A 19,782-nucleotide genomic window follows, 5' to 3' on the forward strand; every position below is an offset into this window, starting at 1 on the left:
CATGGACCCCCGTACACGCCAAGCCACCGAACCCCTCACCACGGCCCACGAGACCCCCGCCCCCGCCGAACCCCTCATCGACCGCGTCTCGATCGCCCTCCACGCCCCCGGCACCGACCCCACCTGGACCCTCACCCCGCTCCCCGGCCCCGCCGGCCTGCGCGCCCTCGACGTGCACGCCCCCGGCGCCCCCGTCGAGATCCGGCTCTCCGTCCCCCTCGGCGACGCCGCCGGCTACTGGCACCCCCAGGCCGGCTGGCACCGCACCCTCGTCCCCGACTGGGCCGGCCGCACCACCACCTGCCTCGTCGACGGCCCCGCCGCCGGCAGCCTCTACGAGCACTCCGGCGCCACCGTCCTCACCTGGGCCGCCGCCGACCCCGTCACCGAGGCCACCGTCCGCCACGGCGTCTCCGAGGAGCACGACACCCACGTCGTCCACCTCCGGCTCCCCGCCGCCGACCGGCCGCACCGGCTGCTCCTCGCCCCCCGGGCCCCGTCCGTCGCCGCCGCGCTGCGCCCGCTGCGTACCCACCTCGCCGCCGCGCACCCGCCCATGCCCGTCCCCGACGCGGCCCGCGTCCCCGTCTACTCCACCTGGTACGCCTTCAACCAGGACGTCACCGCCGAGGCCGTCGAGACCCAGGCCGCCCTCGCCGCAGGACTCGGCTGCGGGGCGCTCATCCTCGACGACGGCTGGCAGAAGTACGGCTCCGGGCGCGGCTACGCCGGTCTCGGCGACTGGGAACCCGACCCGGCGAAGTTCCCCGACCTCACCGCCCACGTGGCCCGGGTCCGGGCCCACGGCCTGCGCTACCTGCTGTGGGTCGCGCCGCTCCTCCTCGGCCCCGGCGCCGACCGCCACGCCGACTGGGCCGCCGCCGCCCCCCGCCCCGCCTCGGCACCCGGCGCCCACGTCCTCGACCCGCGGCTCCCCGAGGTCCGCCGGCACGTCACCGACCTGTGCGTCTCCCTCGTCACCCGGCACGGCCTCGACGGCCTCAAACTCGACTTCCTCGACGAGGCCGCCGTCTACGCGGGCGACGGCCACGGCGACGTCGGCCACGCCATGACCACCCTCCTCGACGGCCTGCGCCGCGCCCTGGAAGCCGTACGCCCGGACGTGCTGATCGAACTGCGCCAGCCGTACACCGGACCCGGCATGGCCCCGTACGGGAACATGCTGCGCTCCTTCGACTGCCCGGCCGACGCCACCGCCAACCGGGTCCGCACCCTCGACACCGGCCTCCTCGCCGTCGGCGGCGCCGTCCACTCCGACATGCTCATGTGGTCCGCCGACGCCGGCGAGGAGGCCGTCGCCCGCCAGCTGATCGGCGCCCTCCACTCCGTACCGCAGATCTCCGTCCGCCTCGACGCCGTGCCCGCCGCGCACCGGGAGACCGTACGGTTCTGGCTCGGCTGGTGGCGGGAGCACCGGGAACTGCTCCTCGACGGGGAGACCGAGCCCGGCCGCCCCGACGCCCTCTACCCGCTGGTCACCGCCGTCCGCGGCGAGGAGTGCCTGATCAGCGTGCACGGCGACCTCGTCGTCCCGCTCGACACCACCGCCCACCGGACCTTCCACCTGGTCAACGGCTCCGCCCGGGACCGTCTCCTCGTCGAGGCCACCGGCGGCGGGGGGCCCGTCACCGCCCGGGTCCACGGACCCGGCGGCCGTATGATGAATAACCCCCTGACGTCGCTGCCGCTGCTGCCGGAGGGTCCACGGCCGCTGGCCGTCCCGCGCGGCGGCCTGGTGTCGCTCACACTCACGGAAGGACAGCGATGAAGGTCGGCATCACCGACCTCGCCGCCCACGCACAGGTCAGCGAGGCCACCGTCAGCCGGGTGATCAACCGGCGCCAGGGGGTGTCCCGCAAGACCCGCGAGGCCGTCGAGCGGGCCATGGCCGAGCTGGGGTACGAGCGCCCCACCCAGGGCCAACTCGTCGCCGTGGTCACCGAGTTCGTCTCCAACCCGTTCTTCGCCGACGTCGCCGAACGGATCGAGTCGGCGCTCGCCCCGCACGGCCTGAAGACCGTCCTCTGCCCGGTCTTCCCCGGCGGCGTGCAGGAGCTGGACTACCTCACCGCCCTCGTCGACAAGGGCGTCGCCGCCGTCGTCTTCCTCTCCGCCTCCAACACGGTCGAGGGCGCCGACACCGAGAGCTACGAGCTGCTGCGCCAGCGCCGGGTGCCGTACGTCGGGATCAACGGCGAGTTCGCCGACGGGGTGCCCGTGCCCGTCTACTCCACCGACGACGCCCTCGCCGCCGAACTGGCCGTCGACCACCTCCACCGCCTCGGCCACCGCCGCATCGGCATGGCCTCGGGGCCGGCCGGCAACCGGCCCGCCGACCGGCGGGTCCGCGGCTTCGTCGACGCCATGACCCGGCGCGGCTCCACCGACGCGGAATGCTGGGTGGTCCGCCAGTCCTACACCGTCGAGGGCGGCCAGGCCGCCGCCTCCGCCCTCGCGGGCCAGGGCGCCACCGCGATCGTCGCCGCCAGCGACTACATGGCCCTCGGCGCCGTCCGGGGCCTGCGCAGGCTCGGCCTGTCGGTCCCCGAGGACGTCTCCGTCGTCGGCTACGACGGCACCTCGGTCACCGAGTTCACCGACCCGGCCCTCACCACCGTCCGCCAGCCCGCCGACCGGCTCGCCCTGGAGGTCGGCCGCTCGGTCCTCGCCCTCGTCAGCAACAGGGACGTGCCCACCGGCGAACTCCTCTTCGACCCGGAGCTGGTCATCCGGGCGTCGACGGGACCGGCGAAGGAACGCTAGACCGGGGTGCGGCGCACCGCGCGGCCCGCCAGGACGTCCGTGCGCCGCCCGCCCTCGATCGCGAAGCGGCCGTTCACAAGGACGTGCGGGATGCCGACGGGAAGGGTGCGCGGGGAGTCGTACGTGGCTCCCGCCGCGACCGCCGCCGGATCGAAGAGCACCAGGTCCGCCACGTACCCCTCCCTCACCAGGCCCCGGTCGGGCAGCCGCAGGCGGGCCGCCGGGCGCGAGGTCAGACGGGCCACGCACTCCTCCAGGGAGAGCACGCCCTCCTCGCGCACGTACCGGCCCAGGTACTCGGGGAAGGTGCCGTAGGCGCGCGGGTGCGGTTTGGCGCCCTGGAGGATGCCGTCGGAGCCGCCGGTGTGCGCCCGGTGCCGCATGATCGCCCGGACGTTCTCCTCGTGGCCCACGTGCTGGAGGACCGTCGTCCCCAGGCGGTCGGCCAGGAGGAGCGCGCGGGCCTCCTCCCAGCCGGTGAGGCGGCGGCCCACCCGGTCGGCGAGCACGGGGTCTGTGACGCCCGAGACCTCCACCGTCGACCAGTCGACCGGCACCCCGTGGCAGCCGTCCGAGCCCGTCACCTCCAGGTCGTGCCGGATCCGCTCCGCCGCCGCCCCGTCCGCGAGCCGCCCGAGGACCGCCTCCGGGCCGCCCTCCTGCGCCCACGACGGAAGCAGGGCGAGGAGCGTGGTGCAGCCGGCGGTGTACGGGTACGTGTCGAGGCTGAGGTCGCAGCCCTCGTCGAGGGCCCGGTCGAGGAGCGCCAGGAGCTCCGGCGCCCGGCCCTCGTTCTCGCCGAAGTTCAGGGTGGCGTGGGCGAGATGGAGCGCGCAGCCCGCCTCCCGGGCGAGCGCGATCGTCTCCTCGTACGCGCGCAGGGCGCCCGCCCCGTAACTGCGGTGGTGCGGGCAGTAGTAGCCGCCGTACTCCGCCACCACCCGGCACAGTTCGGTCAGTTCGACGTCGGGGGCGTACATGCCGGGCGTGTAGGTGAGGCCGGAGGACAGGCCGACCGCGCCCTGCTCCAGGCCCTCGGCGACGAGCCGGCGCATCCGGTCGAGCTCGGCCGGGGTCGCCGGGCGGTTCTCCCAGCCCATCGCGTACATCCGGACCGTGCCCTGCGGGACCAGGTAGGCGGCGTTCACCGCGATGCCCTCGCCGCCGTGCGCGGTGTCGAGCCGGTCCAGGTACTCGCCGACCGTCCGCCAGTCCAGGTCCAGGGCCGTGTCGTCGGGGCCACCCCCGTTCCAGCCGGCGACCGCCCGCCGGACCTCCTCCCGGGTGCGGTCGTCGACCGGCGCGTACGACAGGCCGTCCTGGCCCAGGACTTCGAGGGTCACGCCCTGTGCGACCTTCGCGCTGTGATCCGGGTCGCGGAGCAGTGCGAGGTCGCTGTGGGCGTGCATGTCGACGAAGCCGGGGGAGAGGACCAGGCCCTCCGCGTCGACGACCCGGCCGGCCGTCGGCCGCCGGCAGCCCGCCGCCGCGGCCTCCCGCACGACCGAGACGATCCGGCCCCCGTCCACGGCCACGTCGGCCCGGTAGGAGGGGGCGCCGGAACCGTCGACGACCTCGGCGTCACGGAAGACGAGATCCCACACCCCGGGCCCCTAGAAGAACGTGCGGACGTAGTCGACGACCGTGCCGTCCGCCTCGACCAGCGGGATCAGCTGCCACTTGTCGAAGGACGTGCACGGGTGGGACAGCCCCATCCCCACCCAGTCCCCGACCTCCACGTCCGCGCCGTCCCCCGTGCTCAGCCACGCGTGCTGGTCGGACAGGGCGGTCACCGTGATCCCGTTGGCCGGGCGGATCTCGCCGGTCCGGGCGTCGCGCACCACCTGCGCCTCCGGCAGGTGGAGGTCGTACGCGGCGTCCCGCTTGCCCGCGTTGGTGAACGCCTGCCCGGCGGACGGGCGCGAGACCACCTGCGACCAGAGCCGGAACGCGGGCTGGAGGGCGCCCTCCTCGGGGACGCGGTTGAAGGGGGTCTTCTCCCGGTACTGGCCGTCGTCGTGCGAGACGTACGCGCCCGAGCGCAGCAACTTCAGGACGGGCAGGGAGAGTTCGGGGATCTCCGCGAAGACGTCGGCGACCGCGTCGAACCAGGCGCTGCCGCCCGCGCTCACCACGATCTCACCGACGGACGGGGCGAAGCGGCCGTCCTTGTCGAAGGCGGCGGCGAGACCGGTGAGCCGGCGCAGCCAGGCCCGTACCGACTCCCCGTCCGCGCCCGGCACTTCGGCCTCGTAACCGGAGACGCCGACCAGACGGAGGGTGGTGGTCGCGGCGACCGCGTCGGCGACCGCCGCGCACTCCGCCTCCGTACGGGCGCCGGTACGGGCCCCCTCGCCGGCGCCCAGCTCCACCACCACGTCCAGCGGACGCCGGGCCCCGGCAGCGCGCAGCGCCTCGTCCATCAGCTCGACCCCGCGCACCGAGTCGACGTAGCAGACGAGTCGGAACTCCGGGTGCGCGTCGAGCTCGGCGGAGAGCCAGCGCAGCGCCACCGGGTCGACGACCTGGTTGGCGAGGAAGATCCGGTCGATGCCGTGGGCCCGGTAGACCCGCACCTGGTGGGGGACGGCGGCCGTGATGCCCCAGGCGCCGTGCGCGAGCTGGCGGTGGAAGAGGACCGGCGCCATCGAGGTCTTGCCGTGCGGCGCGAAGGCGAGGCCGTGCCGCTCGGCGTACTCCTCCAGGGCGCGCAGGTTGTGCTCCACGGACTCGGCGGAGAGCGCGAGGACCGGGGTGGTGAAGCCGCCGGTGAAGAGGGAACGGCGCTGGGCGGCCAGCTCGCCGACGGTCAGGCCCTCCGCGTCCGGCGGCAGGCCCTTGAAGCGGTGGTCGACGCGCTCGTTCGCCAGCTCGTCCGGCATGGACCCTCCTTGTGGGAGTGTTGCAGGGGGAGTGTTGCATCATCTGCAACGTTCATTGCGTATGTCGCTCGTCGCTGTCTAACATCCGGGCCGAGGCCGGGTCAATGGACCGGCCGCGCCCGAGGAGCCGGAGGAGCGACCGTGGCCGAACCGCCTGCCGAGGCCGCCCCCGAGGTCGTCTGCGTGGGGGAGTCCCTGGTCACCTTCCTGCCCTCCGTACCCGGCCGCCTCGCCGACGTCCCCGCCTTCACCCGCGCCATCGGCGGCGCCGAGTCCAACGTCGCCTGCACCCTCGCCGCCGCCGGGCACCGCGCCCGCTGGGTCGGCCGGGTCGGCGCCGACGGCTTCGGCGACCACCTGCTCGCCGCCCTCGCAGCGTACGGAGTCGACACCGGCGCCGTCCGCCGCGACCCGCACCGGCCCACCGGCGTCTACTTCCGCACCGACGCCGACCGGGCCACCGACGCCCACGAGGCCGTCTACTACCGGACCGGCTCCGCCGCCTCCGCGATGTCCCCGGCGACCGTCCCGTACGAGACCGTCGCCGACGGCCGGATCCTCCACCTCACCGGCATCACCGCCGCGCTCTCCGCCGACTGCCGGGCGCTGCTGTACGAGCTGACCGCGCCCCGGCCGGGGCGGCCCCTGGTCTCCTTCGACGTCAACCACCGGCCCGGGCTGTGGCGGGACGGGCGTGCGGCCGAGGTGCTCCTCGACCTCGCGAACCGCGCCGACCTCGTCTTCGTCGGCGCCGACGAGGCGAAGGCGCTGTGGACCACCGGCGACCCGGCCGCGCTCCGCGCGCTCCTGCCCGAGCCGGCCGTCCTGGTGGTGAAGAACGGCGAACGGCCGACGGTCGCTTTCACGCGCGCGGACGGGGGCGACACCGTCACCGCCGTCCCGGCGCCCCGCGTCGACGTCGTCTCCACCGTCGGCGCCGGCGACGCCTTCGCCGCCGGTTTCCTCTCCGCCACCCTCCGAGGCCTCGGCATGCGGGCGCGGCTCCGCCACGGCCACCTCATGGCCGCCGCCGCCCTCACCGCCCCCGGCGACCTCGCCGCCCCTCCCCGGCGCGCCCACGCCGACCGCCTCGCCGCGCTCGACGCCGGCGCCTGGGGGAGACTGCACCTCGGCCCCGGCCGGCCGCCCGCCGGTACGGAGGCCGACGAGGAGGTACGTACCCGATGAGCCAGACCGTCGACCGCGCGCTCGGCATCCTGCCGCTGCTCGCGCGGGGCCCGGCCGACCTGGGCCAGGTCGCCGACCACCTCGGCGTGCACAAGTCGACCGCCCTGCGGCTGCTGCGCACCCTCCACGAGCACGGCCTCGTCCACCGGCAGCAGGACCAGCGCTACCGCCTCGGCGCCCGCCTCTTCGCCCTCGCCCAGGAGGCCGTGGAGAACCTCGACGTCCGCGAGATCGCCCACCCCCACCTCGCCGCCCTCAACGAGCGCACCGGCCACACCGTCCACCTCGCCGTGTACGAGGACGGCGAGGTCCTGTACATCGACAAGGTCGAGAGCCGCTACCCGGTCCGCATGTACTCGCGCATCGGCAAGCCCGTCGCGATCACCGTCGCCGCCGTCGCCAAGCTGCTCCTCGCCGACCTGCCCGAGCCCGAGCGGCGCGCGCTCGCGGCCCGGCTCGACTACCCCCGCTACACGCCCCGTTCGACCCCCGACGCCGCCGCCTTCCTCCAGGAGCTGGCGACCGTACGGGAACAGGGCTGGGCCACCGACCTCGGCGGCCACGAGGAGTCCATCAACTGCGTGGCCGCCCCCGTCCGGGGCCCCGACGGCCGGGTCGTGGCCGCCCTGTCGGTCTCGGCGCCCAACGTCGTCGTCACCGCCGGGGAACTGCTCGCGCTGCTGCCGCAGGTGCGGCGTACGGCGGAGGCGATCGGCCACGACTACTCCGGCACCACACCACCGGTCCCACCGAAGGAAGCAGAGGCGTCCGCCGATGAGTGAGAAGACCGCGATCGTCCCCGCCACCCACACCGCCCCGCCCGCGAGGTTCTCGCACGGCGTGCGGAAGGGGAACATCCTCCAGGTCGCCGGACAGGTCGGCTTCCTCCCGGCCGTCGAGGGGCAGCCGCCGACGCCGGCCGGGCCGACCCTGCGCGAGCAGACCCTCCAGACGCTCGCCAACGTCAAGGCGGTCCTGGAGGCGGGCGGGGCGGGCTGGGACGACGTGATGATGATGCGCGTCTACCTCACGGACGTGGACCACTTCGCCGAGATGAACGCGCTCTACGACCGGTACTTCGAGGAGCAGGACCTCAAGGCCCCGCCCGCCGCCCGCACCACGGTCTACGTCGGCCTGCCGAAGGGTCTCCTCATCGAGATCGACGCCCTCGCGGTTCTCGACTGAACCCGCTTGTGCCCTTCACAGGTGGGTCGGCCATACTGCCGCCGTGGAGCAGAGCATGGGACCCCTGATCAAGCACCTGGAAGGTGCCTCGGCCGACCCGTCGTTCGTCCCCGGCATCACGGCGGCGACGGCAGCGCCCGAGGACGTCGCCGAGAACGTGACCGAGGACCTCGTCGAGGAAGAGGCGCCTGCCGAGGAGGCGGCCCCGCCCGCGCCCGCCGACGGGCCCGTCTTCGAGGCCGCCGACCGGCGGGGGCGGATCGTCGCCGACGCCGAGGGGGTGCGGCTGAAGTACGACACGGAGGAGTGCGAGTTCCGCTGGGACGAGCTCGCCGCCGTCGAGAGTGCGAAGGGACGGTTCGGGAAGCGGTTCACCGTCACCGTGCACACCCCTGACCGGCGCTGGTATCCGATCGACATCCAGGCGCCGGACAAGGGGCGGCTCTCCGTGTGGGAGTCGGAGCTCGACGCGGTGCTCGACGCCTACTTCGACGAGACGGCGTCCTGACGGCCGGTCAGGCGGTCGGGCAGTACTGCGCCTGCTTGCCGATCGAGCGGTACATGCAGTCCGCGTTCTCCAGGAGCTGGAGGACCGCGTCGCGGTTGCGGGCGGTCTCCCGCTCGATCACCTCGTCGGGCGGGTAGAAGCCGCCGTTCCAGGACGAGGTCGGGTACATCTCGAAGGTGTAGCCGAAGATCTTGTGGACGCCCCAGAGGTAGTCGTCGATCGACCCGTCGGTGATGTAGAGGTCGCTGGACTGCTCGGGGGTGTAGCCGTTGCTCGCCGCCATGCTCCGGCCGACCGTGGCGAAGGCGTCGCGGTCGTCCTGGGTCATGCCGGGGGCGGTGTCGGCGGTCGTCCAGCCGAAGGGCCACAGGACCAGTTCGCTGTAGGTGTGGAAGTCGATGCCGGCCTTGATCTGCTGCTTGCCGCCCACGACGCGGGAGCGGACGAAGTCGGCGACGACCTTCACCTCGGGGGCGGACTCGGGGGCGGTGCCCCGGTAGGTCTCGGAGCTCTTGGAGCCGGAGGAGCCGCCGCAGCAGCCCCACTTGTAGTCCCAGTTCCGGTTCATGTCGGTGCCGACGTACCGGGAGTTGGCGTTGGGCTGCCGGTTCTTGCGCCAGCTGCGGTAGGAGCCGGTGGCGATGTCGTACTCGCCGCCGTCGGGGTTGAGGTCCGGGATGATCCAGATCTCGCGGTTGTTCACCATGTTCGTGACCCGGGGGTCGGTGCCGTATCCGGCGCCGAGCTCGCGGAGCAGGTACAGCGCCATCTCGACGGTGAGGTGCTCGCGGGCGTGCTGGTGGTGGGTGAAGAGGACCTCCGGCTCGTTCTCGTCCACGGCCACGTTGTCGCTGATCTTGATGGCGACGATGTCGCGGCCCTGGTAGCTCTTGCCGATGACCCGCTTGCTCATGATCGACGGGTACGCGGCGAGCCGCTGGTCGATCTCCGCCGTCATCTCGGCGTAGTTGTGGTACCGGGAGTCGGCGGAGGGGAAGTCGAGCGTGCCGAGGGCGGACCGGGCGGACTCGCCACGGTCGGGCGGGCCGGGCAGGGCGACCGGCTCATAGCCGAGGGCCTTGAGGCGGCCGAGCTGGCGTTCGTCGGCGCTGACCACGACCGAGCGGGCGTCGACCTCGTCGATCGAGACGCCGGTGGCGGTGAGCGCGGTGCGGGCGGCGGTGGTGGAGGGCCCGGCGATCTCGTACTGCCGGATCACCTCCTCGCCGCCCCTGGCGGCGGTCGCCTGGTCGGCGCCGGCGGGTGAGGAGAGGGCGGAGAGGGGCGCCGCGAGGGCGAGCGCCACGAGGGCCGCGAGGGTGGCGGACCTTCTGCCGCATCGGGGACGTCGCATGGTGTCTCCTGGGTGGGGAGTGTGGGGGAGTGCGACAAACAGGTGCGGGTGTCCGGGGCACATGGTGGGGCCATGTCATGGACGGGTCAAGGTGGGGAGTTCGGCCATGGTCGACGCCAAGTTAAGCGAGGAGAGCCCTGGAAACGCGGCACGGCGCCACCGGAGGGGGCGGTGGCGCCGCGCGTAGGGGGACGCGTACGGGACGGTGTTACGGCCTTGTGGGTTACGGCAGACCGTGGACGTGCGGGCCGACCGCGTTCGACCAGGCGTTGCCGGCCGTCGCGTCCCAGTTGGTGGACCAGGTCATGGCGCCCCGCAGGGTCGGCCACGCCTGGGCCGGCTTGAAGGTGCCGCAGCCGGTCAGCCTGGTGAGGCAGTCGAGCGCGCTGTTCACGACCGACGGGGAGACGTAGCCGCTGCCCGCGCCCCGGGTGGAGGCGGGGACGCCCAGGCCGACCTGGGACGGGTCGAGACCGCCCTGGATCTGGATGCAGGCGAGCGCGGTGAGGAAGTCCACCGACCCCTGGCTGTACACCTTGCCGTCGCAGCCCAGCATCGAACCGCTGTTGTAGTACTGGGTGTTGACGACCGTGAGGATGTCCTTCACGGCGAGCGCCGTCTTGAAGTACTCCGTGCCGGTGTTCTGCATGTCGATGGTCTGCGGGGCCATCGTCAGGACCATCGAGGGGCCCGCCTTGGCGGAAAGCTGCCGCAGCGCCTTCGTCAGGTAGGTGGAGTTGATGCCGTGTTCGAGGTCGATGTCGATCCCGTTGAAGCCGTACTCCTGGAAGAGGGCGTAGGCGCTGTTCGCGAAGGCGGTGGCGCTGGCGTCACTGTTGATCGTGACGTTGCCCTTCTCGCCGCCGACCGAGAGGATCACCGACTTGCCGGCCGCCTTCTTGGCCGCGATGTCGGCCTTGAAGTCGGCGACCGAGGCGTAGCCGACGGCCGGGTCGAGGTTGAAGACGATCTGGCCGGGCGTGGCCGTCGAGTCCGCGAAGGAGACGGCGATGATGTCGTAGGCGTTCTGGACGTCGCGGAGCTTCTGCTTGGCGGCGCCGTTGTCGAAGTTCTGCCAGTAGCCGGTGACGGCGTGCTTCGGAACGGCCGGGTTGTCGCCGCCACCGCCGCCCTTGGCCGTACGGGCGCCGACCGGGGCCGACTTGGCGGACTCGCCCGCCGCGTTGACGGCCGAGACCTGGAAGGAGTACGCGGTGTCGGCGGCCAGACCGGTGACCGTGGTCGAGGTGCCGCTGACGGTCGCGGCGAGCGAGCCGTCCCGGTACACCTTGTAGCCCGTCGCGCCGGAGACCGCGTTCCAGCTCAGCGGGACGGAGCTGGTGGTGGGCGTGCCGGCGGCGAGCCCGGCCGGGGTGGCGGGGACGACCGGGTCCGGGTCCTGACCGCCGCCGCCGTCGGGGCCGTAGACGCTCACGTCGTCCACGAAGTAGGCGGCGGTGCCGTACCACCCGTGGGTGTAGATCTCGACCGAGGTGGTCGAGGCGCCGGTGGTGAAGCTGGTGGTCAGCTGCTTCCAGGACGGCGAGTCGGGCGTCCAGGTGGAGACCGAGCCGCTGCCGGTCCCGGTGCCGCTCGCGCCGAGGTAGGCGTACCCGCCCTGGACCCAGGCGCTCAGCGTGTACGTCGAGTTGGGCTTCACGGCGACGGTCTGCACGCACTTGGCGTTGTCGAGACCGGCGGGGGTGGCCTTCAGGGCGCCGGCCCCGCTGCGTACCGGCGAGGAGACGGCGGCGCCGCTCCCGGCCGAACAGGCCCAGTTGGCCAGGCCGTTCTCGAAACCGGCGTTCTTGGCGTTGTTGACGTCGGCGGCCAGCGCGGTGCCGGTGCCGCCGGCCAGGGCGAGCCCGGAGCCGACGGCGAGCGCGAGCGCGCCGCCGAGCCAGCGGCGGGCGGCCGGGCGGGAGACGGCCCGGCGGCCGGCGGTCCGGCGGTGGGTGGTGCGGTCCACGTGCATCCTCCGGTGGGGGAGTCGGGGATTCGGGGATCGGGGCGGTGGTCGGGGATCGGGACGGTGTCCACCGCCGTTGCCGCACCAAGTTGGTCCAGACCAATTGCGTTGTCAAGGCCTCTGGCAGGCGGAGCCGAGGAATCCACTGACGGGAAAGACCGCGGGAGTTGATGGATTATGCGTTCACCACCCCGGTCCCCGTGGATAAGGTGCAGAACAGTCGTGGTGAGCGGCCCCCGGGGCTCCCGAGGCCGGGCGCCGGGAGGGGGACGGGAAGACGGGGGGTCCGACGTGCCGACAGCGATCGCGGTCACCGGCGCCGACCTGGTGCTGCCGCCCACCGACCCCGGCACCCCCAACGCCGCCGTGCTCGCCGACCCGGCCGCCCGCACCCTCGACGACTCCGTCACCGAACTCCGCCGCTTCGTCGACCGCTTCGGGCACGTCCTCGTCGTCTGCCCCGCCTCCGCGCCCCCCGCCGTCGCCCACCGCCTCCACACCGTCCGCGGCCTCCTGGAGAGCGACCGGATCGCCCTGGTCAGGACCGACCTCCCGCCGCTCGGCACCGCCGTCCTCGTCCGCCAGCTCCGCCAGCTCTCCGCCTGCGAGTTCAGCCCCGGGGTCCTCGCCTCCGCCGCCCGCCTCCTCGCCCACTACATCTACGCGGGCGCCGTCCTCGGCTCCGTCTCCCGCCTCGACCGCGTCCCCGTCACCCTCGGCTCCCACCTCAAGAGCTGGCTCCCCGGCGCCCACTTCGCCGTCCTCGCCGGACCCGCCCCCCGGATCGTCCGCGTCGGCGCCGACGAAACCGCCTTCGCCGGACCCGAGTTCACCACCCGCCTGCTGACCGCCCGCGGCCAGCTCGCCACCGACTGGCCCACCGCCACCCTCGCCCCCCGCTGGGCCGTCGCGGGCCCCGTCGAGGAGACCGCCCTGCCCGCCTCCTCACCCGCCTGGTGGGGCACCCCCAAACTCGTCGAGTTCGCCGCGTACCTCCCCGACCTGCCCGTCCTCCACCAACTCGTCGCCTCCGTACGCCGCGAGACCTGCCACTGGTGCGGCATGGAGCTCATCGGCGACCGCTGCGGCTTCTGCGCCGCCCCCCTGGCGACCCCCGCCCTCCCGACCCAGGCCGGCCCGCCCCGATGAACCCGCCCACGCCCCTGACCGAGGAAACCCGAACCGAGGGAACCCGATGAACTCCCGCCAGCGCCGCGGCGTCATCCTGCTGCTGCTCTCCGTCCTCTGCGCCCTCGGCGCCTTCGCCGGCGTCCTCGCCGTCATCAGCGACGTGAACGCCAAGGTCGGGCCGGAGACCACCGCGTACCGGGTCAAGGACAAAGTGGAGCCCTACACCCCCCTGAGGGCCTCCGACTTCGAGAAGATCTCCATGCCGAAGCGCTGGCTGCCCGAGACCGCCGTCACCGACCTCGCCCGCATCGAGGGCAAGATCGCCGTCACCCGCCTCGCCGCCGGCTCGCTCCTCCAGAGCGACATGATCGTCCAGCGCCCCGCGCTCGAACCCGGCGAGCAGGAGATCGCGATCATGATCGACGCGGCCACCGGCGTCGCCGGCAAGATCAACCCCGGTGCCACCGTCAACATCTACGCCACCTTCACCGGCGAGAAGAAGGGCGAGCCCAGCCAGTCCCGCCTCCTCGTAGCGGGCGCCCGCGTCATCGACGTCGGCAGGCTGACCTCCATCAACGCCCCCGCCGGCAGCCGCGCCAACCGCGCCACCGAGGCCGTCCCCATCACCTTCGCCCTCTCCGCCCAGGACACCCAGCGCGTCGCCTACGCCGAGTCCTTCGCCGAACACGTACGCCTCGCCCTCGTCGCCCCCTCGGCCGCCGGCGCCCCGCCGGCCCCCGCCCCCGGCGACCGCACCTACACGCTCGACAAGGAGAAGTGAGGCCCGGCCATGCCCACCAGGATCCTGCCGGCCGTCGGCGACCCCGACGCGGCCCGGGCCGTCACCACCCTCCTCGGCCAGCTCCCCGACACCGAGCCCGCCCCGCCCGTCCCCGACTCCACCCAGCTCGTCGACACCCTCGCCCGGCTCGCCGCCGACTCCCTCGACGCGCTCCCCGAGGTCGTCCTCGTCCACGAGCGGATCGGCCCCGTCCCCGCCCTCGACCTCGTCCGCGAGGTCGCCCTCCGCTTCCCCGCCGTCGGCGTCGTCCTCATCACCGCCGACTCGGGCCCCGGCCTGCTCTCCGCCGCCATGGACTCCGGCGCCCGCGGCCTCGTCTCCCTCCCCCTCGGCTACGAGGAACTCGCCGTCCGCGTCCAGGCCGCCGCCCAGTGGGCCGCCGGCTTCCGCCGCCACCTCGGCGGCGGCGCCGAACTCCTCACCGCGGGCCCCGGCGGCACCGTCGTCACCGTCAGCGGCGCCAAGGGCGGCGTCGGCACCACCCTCACCGCCATCCACCTCGCCCTCGCCGCCCGCGCCTCCGGCCGCACCGTCGCCCTCGTCGACCTCGACCTCCAGAGCGGCGACATCGCCTCCTACCTCGACGTCCAGTTCCGCCGCTCCGCAGCCGACCTCGCCGCCATCACCGACCTCTCCCCCCGCGTCCTCCAGGACGCCGTCTACGTCCACGAGACCGGCCTCTCCCTCCTCCTCGCCCCCGCCGACGGCGAACGCGGCGAAGAGGTCACCGACCGCGCCGCCCGCCAGATCGTCAGCGCCCTGCGCGGCCGCCACGAGGTCGTCGTCGTCGACTGCGGCTCCCGCCTCGACAGCGCCAACGCCGCCGCCGTCGAGATGGCCGACACCGCCCTCCTCGTCACCACCCCCGACGTCATCGCCGTCCGCGCCGCCAAACGGACCGTACGCATGTGGGAACGGCTCCAGGTCCGCAAGGCCGAGAAGAGCGTCGCACTTGTGAACCGCCACTCCCGCACCACCGAAATCCAGCCACCCCTCGTCCAGAAGATCACCGGCACCCGCATCGCCGCCGCCACCGTCCCCGACGCCCCCAAGGAACTCCAGGCCGTCGTCGACGCCGGCCGCCTCCACGAACTCGACGCCCGCTCCACCGTCAAGCAGGCCCTGTGGTCCCTCGCCGGTGAGCTGGGCCTCGTGGGCACGGCGGCGGCGCCCGCCCCCGGCAAGCAGCTCGCCCGTGCCGGGGACCGGGGGGCACTGGGGCTGCGGCGGCGCGGGGGAGGGCGCTGAGCCGTGGAGAGAGTGAGGGGGCGGGGCGACCGGGGCCAGGTGGCGGTGGAGTTCGCCGGGATGGTCCCGTTGATCCTGCTGACGCTCGCCCTGCTGTGGCAGGTCGTCCTTGTGGGGTACGCGTACACGCTGGCGGCCAACGCGGCGGACGAGGCGGCGCGTGCGTGCGCGGTCGGCGACGACGGCAAGGCGGCGGGAGAGCGGCACTTCGACGGCGCGTGGCAGGGCTCGGCCACATGCAGCGGCCCGGCGGGCGGGATGGTCACGGCCGTCGCCACGGTCAGGATCCCCGTCCTCTTCCCCGGCACGGCGGGCTTCGGCGACGCGAAGGCGACGGCGGGCGCCGTCTACGAGGGATCGGTGGGGACGCCGTGAGGCATACGAGGGTGGGGAAGGGCCTCGCGAGGCCGGGCGGTACGGGCCTGCGGGGCGACGCCCCTCGGAGTCGTACGACATCTCCGTCCGCTCGTCGGGACCGCGGCCAGGCGGCCATCGAGTACCTCGGCTTCCTGCCCGTCCTGCTGCTCGTCGGCCTCGCCGGGCTTCAGCTCGGCCTCGCGGCGTACGCGGCGCAGCAGGCGGGGACGGCGGCGCGGGCGGCGGCACGGGCGGCGAGCAGCGACGCGGAGGACGCGCCGAGCGCGGAGGCGGCGGCAGCGGCGGCGGTCTCCGGATGGATCAGACCCAGAGTGGAACACGGCGGGAGCGACGGCGAAGTGACCGTCACCGTCGAAGTCGACATCCCCAGCGTCGTCCCCTTCTGGAACTTCGCCCCGGCCACCAAGTCCGCCACCATGCCCCTGCCCCGGACCTCGGAAGGGGACGACCGCCGATGAGCCTGCGCGCCCGCATCCACCACCACCCCGGTGACGACCCGAGCGCCCTCGGCCCCGGCGCGGGCCGGGAGGACGGCCACCTGGTCGCCTCCTTCCGCGCCAAGCTCCTCGAAGAGATCGACCTCACCGAGATGTCCGCGCTCGCCGCGACCGAGCGCCGGGCCCGGCTCGAACGCGTCCTCGGGCACATCATCAGCCGCGAGGGCCCGGTCCTCTCCACCGCCGAACGCGGCCGCCTGATCCGCCGCGTCGTCGACGAGGCCCTCGGGCTCGGCGTCCTCGAACCGCTCCTCGAAGACGCCTCCATCACCGAGATCATGGTCAACGGCCCGGACCAGATCTACATCGAGCGCGGCGGCCGCGTGGAACTCCTCCCGCTCCGCTTCGCCTCCCACGACCAGCTGATGCAGACCATCGAGCGGATCGTCTCCACCGTCAACCGCCGCGTGGACGAGTCGAATCCGATGGTCGACGCCCGTCTCCCGTCCGGCGAGCGCGTCAACGTGATCATCCCGCCGCTCTCCCTCACCGGCGCCACCCTCACCATCCGCCGCTTCCCCCGCGCCTACACCCTCCACGAGATGATCGGCCTCGGCTCGCTCGACGAGCAGATGCTGCTGCTCCTCTCCGGCCTGGTCCAGGCGAAGTTCAACATCATCGTGTCCGGCGCCACCGGCACGGGCAAGACCACCCTCCTCAACGCCCTCTCCGGCCTGGTCCCCGAGGGCGAGCGGATCATCACCATCGAGGACTCGGCGGAGCTCCAGCTCCAGCAGTCCCACGTCATCCGCCTCGAAGCCCGCCCGCCGAACATCGAGGGCCGCGGCCAGGTCACCATCCGCGACCTCGTCCGCAACTCGCTCCGCATGCGCCCCGACCGGATCATCGTCGGCGAGGTCCGCGGCGGCGAGACCCTCGACATGCTCCAGGCGATGTCCACAGGGCACGACGGCTCCCTCGCCACCGTCCACGCCAACTCCGCCGAGGACGCCCTGATGCGCCTCCAGACCCTGGCGTCGATGTCGGAGGTGAAGGTCCCCTTCGAGGCGCTGCGCGACCAGATCAACAGCGCCGTCGACGTCCTCGTCCAGCTCACCCGCCACCCCGACGGCACCCGCCGCGTCACCGAGATCGCGGCCCTCGCCTCGCACGGCAGGGAACGCTTCGTCCTCGCCACCGTCTGCCGCTTCCAGGCCGAGCCGCTGGCCGCCGACGGACGGGTCCACGGCCGGTACGTCCACCACCCGCTGCCGCGCCGCCTCGCCGAACGCCTCTACCTGGCGGGCCAGCCGATACCGCCGGCGTTCGGCGTGGCCGCCGACGACACCCACCTGACCACCCGAGAAGCGACCTGAGGAGGCCGGTGACGTGACGATCGACCCCTTCTGGCTGACGACCGGGGTGGCGCTGCTCGCCTGCGTCCTCGGTGTCACCGGCATCCAGGTGTACGCGAACGGCGCCCGGCGCCAGGCGGCGCTCGTCGCCCGCCTCGACGACACCGCCGTCCCCGAGACGCCGGGCCGCCGCAGGCGCCGCTTCGTCGCCCTTGACCGGAGGGTCCGGGCCACGGCCCTGGGCCGCAACCTGGAACGCCGCATCGCCGCGACCGGCCTGGACGTGACGCCGGGCGAGTTCGCGGTGGGCCTGGCGGCGACGGTGGCGGTCCTCTGGGTGATCGGCCAGGCGGCCCTCTCCGCCTTCTTCGGCCCGATCTGCGGCCTGTTGGGCGTGTGGGTGGCGTACGGCTACCTCAACTGGCAGCGTCAGAAGCGCATCGAGAAGTTCATCAACCAACTCCCCGAACTCTCCCGCATCCTGGCCAACGCCACCCAGGCGGGCCTCGCCCTCCGCATGGCGATCAGCCTGGCGGCGGACGAGATGGAGTCCCCGGCGGGCGACGAACTGGAGAAGGTGTCCCAGCAGTTGGCGGTAGGCGCCCCCCTGGACGACGCCCTGGCGGAACTGGCGGACCGCCTCCCCTCCCGCGAACTGGTGGTGTTGGTCACGACCTTGGTCCTGGCGAACAAGGCGGGCGGCACGGTCGTCTCCTCCCTCCGCAACCTCACCGAGACCCTGGAACAGCGCAAGGAGACCCGGCGCGAGGTCCGCACCCAGCTCTCCCAGGTGAGCATGACGGCGTACGCGGTCCCCGTGATCGGCTTCGGCTCACTGCTCCTGATCGACAACATGCAGCCCGGAGCCCTGGACCGCATGACGGCCTCCCCGATCGGCCAGGGCGCGGTCATCGCGGCCTGCGCCCTCTACGTCCTCGGCTTCGCCGCCATCCGCCGCTTCTCGAAGATCGACGTGTGAGGGTGAGGGACGGAACCGGATGCTGGAACTAGCCATCGCCCTCCTGGCCGGCCTCTCGGTGGCCGGCTTCGCCTACGGCCTGCGCCTCTACCGCGCCGACGCCCGCCTCCCCGACGACCTCCGCCTCGCCCTGGAGGTCGGTTCGACCCGCACCGGCGCCGTCGACTCGGCGGTCGACCGCCTCGGCATGCGCTGGTCGCCCACGATCCTCCGCTGGATGGGCCCGAAGCGCGTCGACAAGGTCCGCCGCCGCATCGACCTGGCGGGCAACCCCGGCGGCCTGACGATCGACCGCTACGGCGCGAGGCGGGCCGTCTACGGCTTCCTGGGCGGCGTAGGCGCCCTGCTGATGCTGAGCAAGGGCTCGTACGTGACGGCGGCCCTCCTCGTGGCCTTCGGCGCCTTCTGGACGGAGGTCGGCATCTGGTCGGCGGTCCGCATCCGCAAGGACCAGATCGAACGCACCCTCCCCGACTTCCTGGACGTCCTGGCGGTGGTCGTCTCGGCGGGCCTCGGCTTCCGCCAGGCGCTGGAGCGTGTGGCGGAGAAGTACGAGGGCCCCTGGTCCGACGAACTCCGCATCACCCTCCGCCAGATGGACATGGGCGTCCCCCGCCGCCAGGCCTTCGACGAACTCCGCCGCCGCAACGACTCGGAGCAGGTGGCCCAGTTCGTGACGGCGTTGCAGCAGGGCGAGGAGCTGGGCGCCCCCATCGTCGACACCCTGATCCAGATCGCGGAGGACATGCGCCGCACAGACGCCCAGAACGCCCGCCGCAAGGCGGCGAAGGCAGTCCCGAAGGCGACCATGGTCATCACGACGCTGATGGTCCCGGCGACGATGATCCTGCTGGGCGCGGGCCTGTTCCTGGGGACGGGGACGGACCTCGGCTCGATCGCGGGGGAGTGAGCGATGGAGTGAGTGATATGGACCAGACAGAGGTACTGCTCATCGGGGGGCGCGCCGGCGTCGGCAAGACGACGGTGGCGTGGGAGGTCTCGGCGCGTCTGCGCGCCGCGCTGGTCGACCACTGCGTCATAGAAGGCGACTTCATGGCGCAGGTGCATCCCGCTCCGGACGGGGACCCCCAGCGCGAGAAGATCGCCGAGCGCAATCTGACGGCGCTCTGGTCGAACTACGCCGATCTCGGCCATCGCCGCCTGATCTACACGCAGACGGTGAGCGTTCTGGCCGAGAACGAGGGCATGTTCCGGCGCGCCATGGGTGCGGACGTCAGGATCGTGCGGGTGGTGCTCACCGCGACGGATGCCACGGCCCGCGAGCGGCTGACGGGGAGGGAACAGGGCTCGGAGCTGGAGCAGGAGCTGAAGAGCAGCGCCCGTAAGGCGCGGATCCTGGATGAGCGGGCACCGGCGGACGCGGTGCGGGTGGTGACCGACGGACGTTCCGTGGTCGACATAGCGCGCGAGGTGGTGGGGGCGGCCGGCTGGCTGGGCGGCGCCTCCGGTTAGCCGCGGCGGGCGGTTTGTGCGGCCGGTTTGTGCGGCCGGTTTGTGCGGCGGTGGGCGGCCCGCCGCTGACCGCGAACCGGACCGGCCGGGCATCGCCGGCTCGATCCGG

The 19,782-nt window shown here is 73.4% G+C and carries 19 protein-coding genes; 15 read left to right on the forward strand and 4 right to left on the reverse strand.

The window, feature by feature from the left end:
• The first annotated feature begins 1 nt into the window (after position 1).
• On the forward strand, positions 2-1,789 hold the full coding sequence (locus QK442_RS28375; protein ID WP_282696931.1) for a glycoside hydrolase family 36 protein: 1,788 nt from the start codon (positions 2-4) through the stop codon (positions 1,787-1,789).
• Positions 1,786-2,784, forward strand: coding sequence for a LacI family DNA-binding transcriptional regulator (locus tag QK442_RS28380; protein ID WP_282696932.1), 999 nt, complete (start codon positions 1,786-1,788; stop codon positions 2,782-2,784). Before QK442_RS28375 ends, QK442_RS28380 begins: the two co-directional genes overlap by 4 nt.
• On the opposite strand, the gene QK442_RS28385 is transcribed toward QK442_RS28380, so the two are convergent.
• Positions 2,781-4,388, reverse strand: a complete 1,608-nt coding sequence (locus tag QK442_RS28385) for a D-aminoacylase (RefSeq protein WP_282696933.1) — start codon at positions 4,386-4,388, stop codon at positions 2,781-2,783. The genes QK442_RS28380 and QK442_RS28385 overlap by 4 nt on opposite strands.
• A 9-nt stretch (positions 4,389-4,397) precedes the next feature.
• Positions 4,398-5,666, reverse strand: coding sequence for an alanine racemase (locus QK442_RS28390; RefSeq protein WP_282696934.1), 1,269 nt, complete (start codon positions 5,664-5,666; stop codon positions 4,398-4,400).
• 141 nt (positions 5,667-5,807) lie between these two features.
• On the opposite strand from QK442_RS28390, the gene QK442_RS28395 reads away from it, so the two are divergent.
• From QK442_RS28395 to QK442_RS28410, 4 genes are read left to right on the forward strand one after another with little or no spacing between them, the layout of a single operon-like run.
• Positions 5,808-6,854, forward strand: a complete 1,047-nt coding sequence (locus tag QK442_RS28395) for a sugar kinase (RefSeq protein ID WP_282696935.1) — start codon at positions 5,808-5,810, stop codon at positions 6,852-6,854.
• A complete protein-coding gene (locus tag QK442_RS28400; RefSeq protein ID WP_282696936.1) occupies positions 6,851-7,636 on the forward strand; it encodes an IclR family transcriptional regulator in 786 nt (261 codons plus the stop codon). Before QK442_RS28395 ends, QK442_RS28400 begins: the two co-directional genes overlap by 4 nt.
• Positions 7,629-8,039, forward strand: coding sequence for a RidA family protein (locus tag QK442_RS28405; protein WP_282696937.1), 411 nt, complete (start codon positions 7,629-7,631; stop codon positions 8,037-8,039). Before QK442_RS28400 ends, QK442_RS28405 begins: the two co-directional genes overlap by 8 nt.
• A 43-nt stretch (positions 8,040-8,082) precedes the next feature.
• Positions 8,083-8,547, forward strand: coding sequence for a hypothetical protein (locus tag QK442_RS28410; RefSeq protein ID WP_282696938.1), 465 nt, complete (start codon positions 8,083-8,085; stop codon positions 8,545-8,547).
• Between the two features lie 7 nt (positions 8,548-8,554).
• On the opposite strand, the gene QK442_RS28415 is transcribed toward QK442_RS28410, so the two are convergent.
• Both QK442_RS28415 and QK442_RS28420 read right to left on the reverse strand, forming a co-directional pair.
• A complete protein-coding gene (locus tag QK442_RS28415) occupies positions 8,555-9,901 on the reverse strand; it encodes a M14 family metallopeptidase (protein ID WP_282696939.1) in 1,347 nt (448 codons plus the stop codon).
• 223 nt (positions 9,902-10,124) lie between these two features.
• The gene (locus tag QK442_RS28420) at positions 10,125-11,870 is read right to left on the reverse strand and encodes a glycoside hydrolase family 18 protein (protein WP_282696940.1); all 1,746 of its coding nucleotides are present in this window, start codon (positions 11,868-11,870) and stop codon (positions 10,125-10,127) included.
• A 291-nt stretch (positions 11,871-12,161) separates the two neighbouring features.
• On the opposite strand from QK442_RS28420, the gene QK442_RS28425 reads away from it, so the two are divergent.
• Genes QK442_RS28425 through QK442_RS28465 form a run of 9 tightly spaced genes read left to right on the forward strand, consistent with a single transcriptional unit; the run spans position 12,162 to position 19,673 of the window.
• Entirely contained in the window at positions 12,162-13,019 is an 858-nt protein-coding gene (locus tag QK442_RS28425; RefSeq protein WP_282696941.1) for a hypothetical protein, read from the forward strand.
• Between the two features lie 46 nt (positions 13,020-13,065).
• Positions 13,066-13,782 carry a Flp pilus assembly protein CpaB gene (gene cpaB, locus QK442_RS28430; protein ID WP_282696942.1) on the forward strand — a complete coding sequence of 239 codons (717 nt, stop codon included), beginning with the start codon at positions 13,066-13,068 and terminating at the stop codon, positions 13,780-13,782.
• A gap of 9 nt (positions 13,783-13,791) precedes the next feature.
• Positions 13,792-15,051: a P-loop NTPase gene (locus QK442_RS28435; RefSeq protein ID WP_282696943.1), complete on the forward strand. Its 1,260-nt coding sequence runs from the start codon at positions 13,792-13,794 to the stop codon at positions 15,049-15,051.
• A gap of 3 nt (positions 15,052-15,054) precedes the next feature.
• Entirely contained in the window at positions 15,055-15,426 is a 372-nt protein-coding gene (locus QK442_RS28440) for a TadE/TadG family type IV pilus assembly protein (protein ID WP_282696944.1), read from the forward strand.
• A gap of 47 nt (positions 15,427-15,473) precedes the next feature.
• Positions 15,474-15,887, forward strand: coding sequence for a TadE/TadG family type IV pilus assembly protein (locus QK442_RS28445; RefSeq protein WP_282696998.1), 414 nt, complete (start codon positions 15,474-15,476; stop codon positions 15,885-15,887).
• Positions 15,884-17,242 carry a CpaF family protein gene (locus QK442_RS28450; RefSeq protein WP_282696945.1) on the forward strand — a complete coding sequence of 453 codons (1,359 nt, stop codon included), beginning with the start codon at positions 15,884-15,886 and terminating at the stop codon, positions 17,240-17,242. The genes QK442_RS28445 and QK442_RS28450 overlap by 4 nt, the downstream gene beginning before the upstream one ends.
• Positions 17,243-17,255: 13 nt before the next feature.
• Positions 17,256-18,200, forward strand: coding sequence for a type II secretion system F family protein (locus tag QK442_RS28455; RefSeq protein ID WP_282696946.1), 945 nt, complete (start codon positions 17,256-17,258; stop codon positions 18,198-18,200).
• Positions 18,201-18,222: 22 nt separating this feature from the next.
• Positions 18,223-19,110, forward strand: coding sequence for a DUF5936 domain-containing protein (locus tag QK442_RS28460; RefSeq protein WP_282696999.1), 888 nt, complete (start codon positions 18,223-18,225; stop codon positions 19,108-19,110).
• 17 nt (positions 19,111-19,127) lie between these two features.
• Positions 19,128-19,673 carry an AAA family ATPase gene (locus QK442_RS28465; RefSeq protein WP_282696947.1) on the forward strand — a complete coding sequence of 182 codons (546 nt, stop codon included), beginning with the start codon at positions 19,128-19,130 and terminating at the stop codon, positions 19,671-19,673.
• The last annotated feature ends 109 nt before the right edge of the window (positions 19,674-19,782 follow it).

It is taken from the genome of Streptomyces sp. CC208A (assembly GCF_030010625.1).
GTDB lineage: Bacteria > Actinomycetota > Actinomycetes > Streptomycetales > Streptomycetaceae > Streptomyces.

Excerpts from the sequence above, each read along its gene's own strand:
- QK442_RS28415 (WP_282696939.1), bottom strand. The coding sequence starts at position 9,901 with ATGCGACGTCCCCGATGCGGCAGAAGGTCCGCCACCCTCGCGGCCCTC.
- QK442_RS28400 (WP_282696936.1), top strand. The coding sequence starts at position 6,851 with ATGAGCCAGACCGTCGACCGCGCGCTCGGCATCCTGCCGCTGCTCGCG.
- QK442_RS28375 (WP_282696931.1), top strand. The coding sequence starts at position 2 with ATGGACCCCCGTACACGCCAAGCCACCGAACCCCTCACCACGGCCCAC.
- QK442_RS28435 (WP_282696943.1), top strand. The coding sequence starts at position 13,792 with ATGCCCACCAGGATCCTGCCGGCCGTCGGCGACCCCGACGCGGCCCGG.
- QK442_RS28465 (WP_282696947.1), top strand. The coding sequence starts at position 19,128 with ATGGACCAGACAGAGGTACTGCTCATCGGGGGGCGCGCCGGCGTCGGC.
- QK442_RS28380 (WP_282696932.1), top strand. The coding sequence starts at position 1,786 with ATGAAGGTCGGCATCACCGACCTCGCCGCCCACGCACAGGTCAGCGAG.
- QK442_RS28405 (WP_282696937.1), top strand. The coding sequence starts at position 7,629 with ATGAGTGAGAAGACCGCGATCGTCCCCGCCACCCACACCGCCCCGCCC.
- cpaB (WP_282696942.1), top strand. The coding sequence starts at position 13,066 with ATGAACTCCCGCCAGCGCCGCGGCGTCATCCTGCTGCTGCTCTCCGTC.
- QK442_RS28390 (WP_282696934.1), bottom strand. The coding sequence starts at position 5,666 with ATGCCGGACGAGCTGGCGAACGAGCGCGTCGACCACCGCTTCAAGGGC.
- QK442_RS28450 (WP_282696945.1), top strand. The coding sequence starts at position 15,884 with ATGAGCCTGCGCGCCCGCATCCACCACCACCCCGGTGACGACCCGAGC.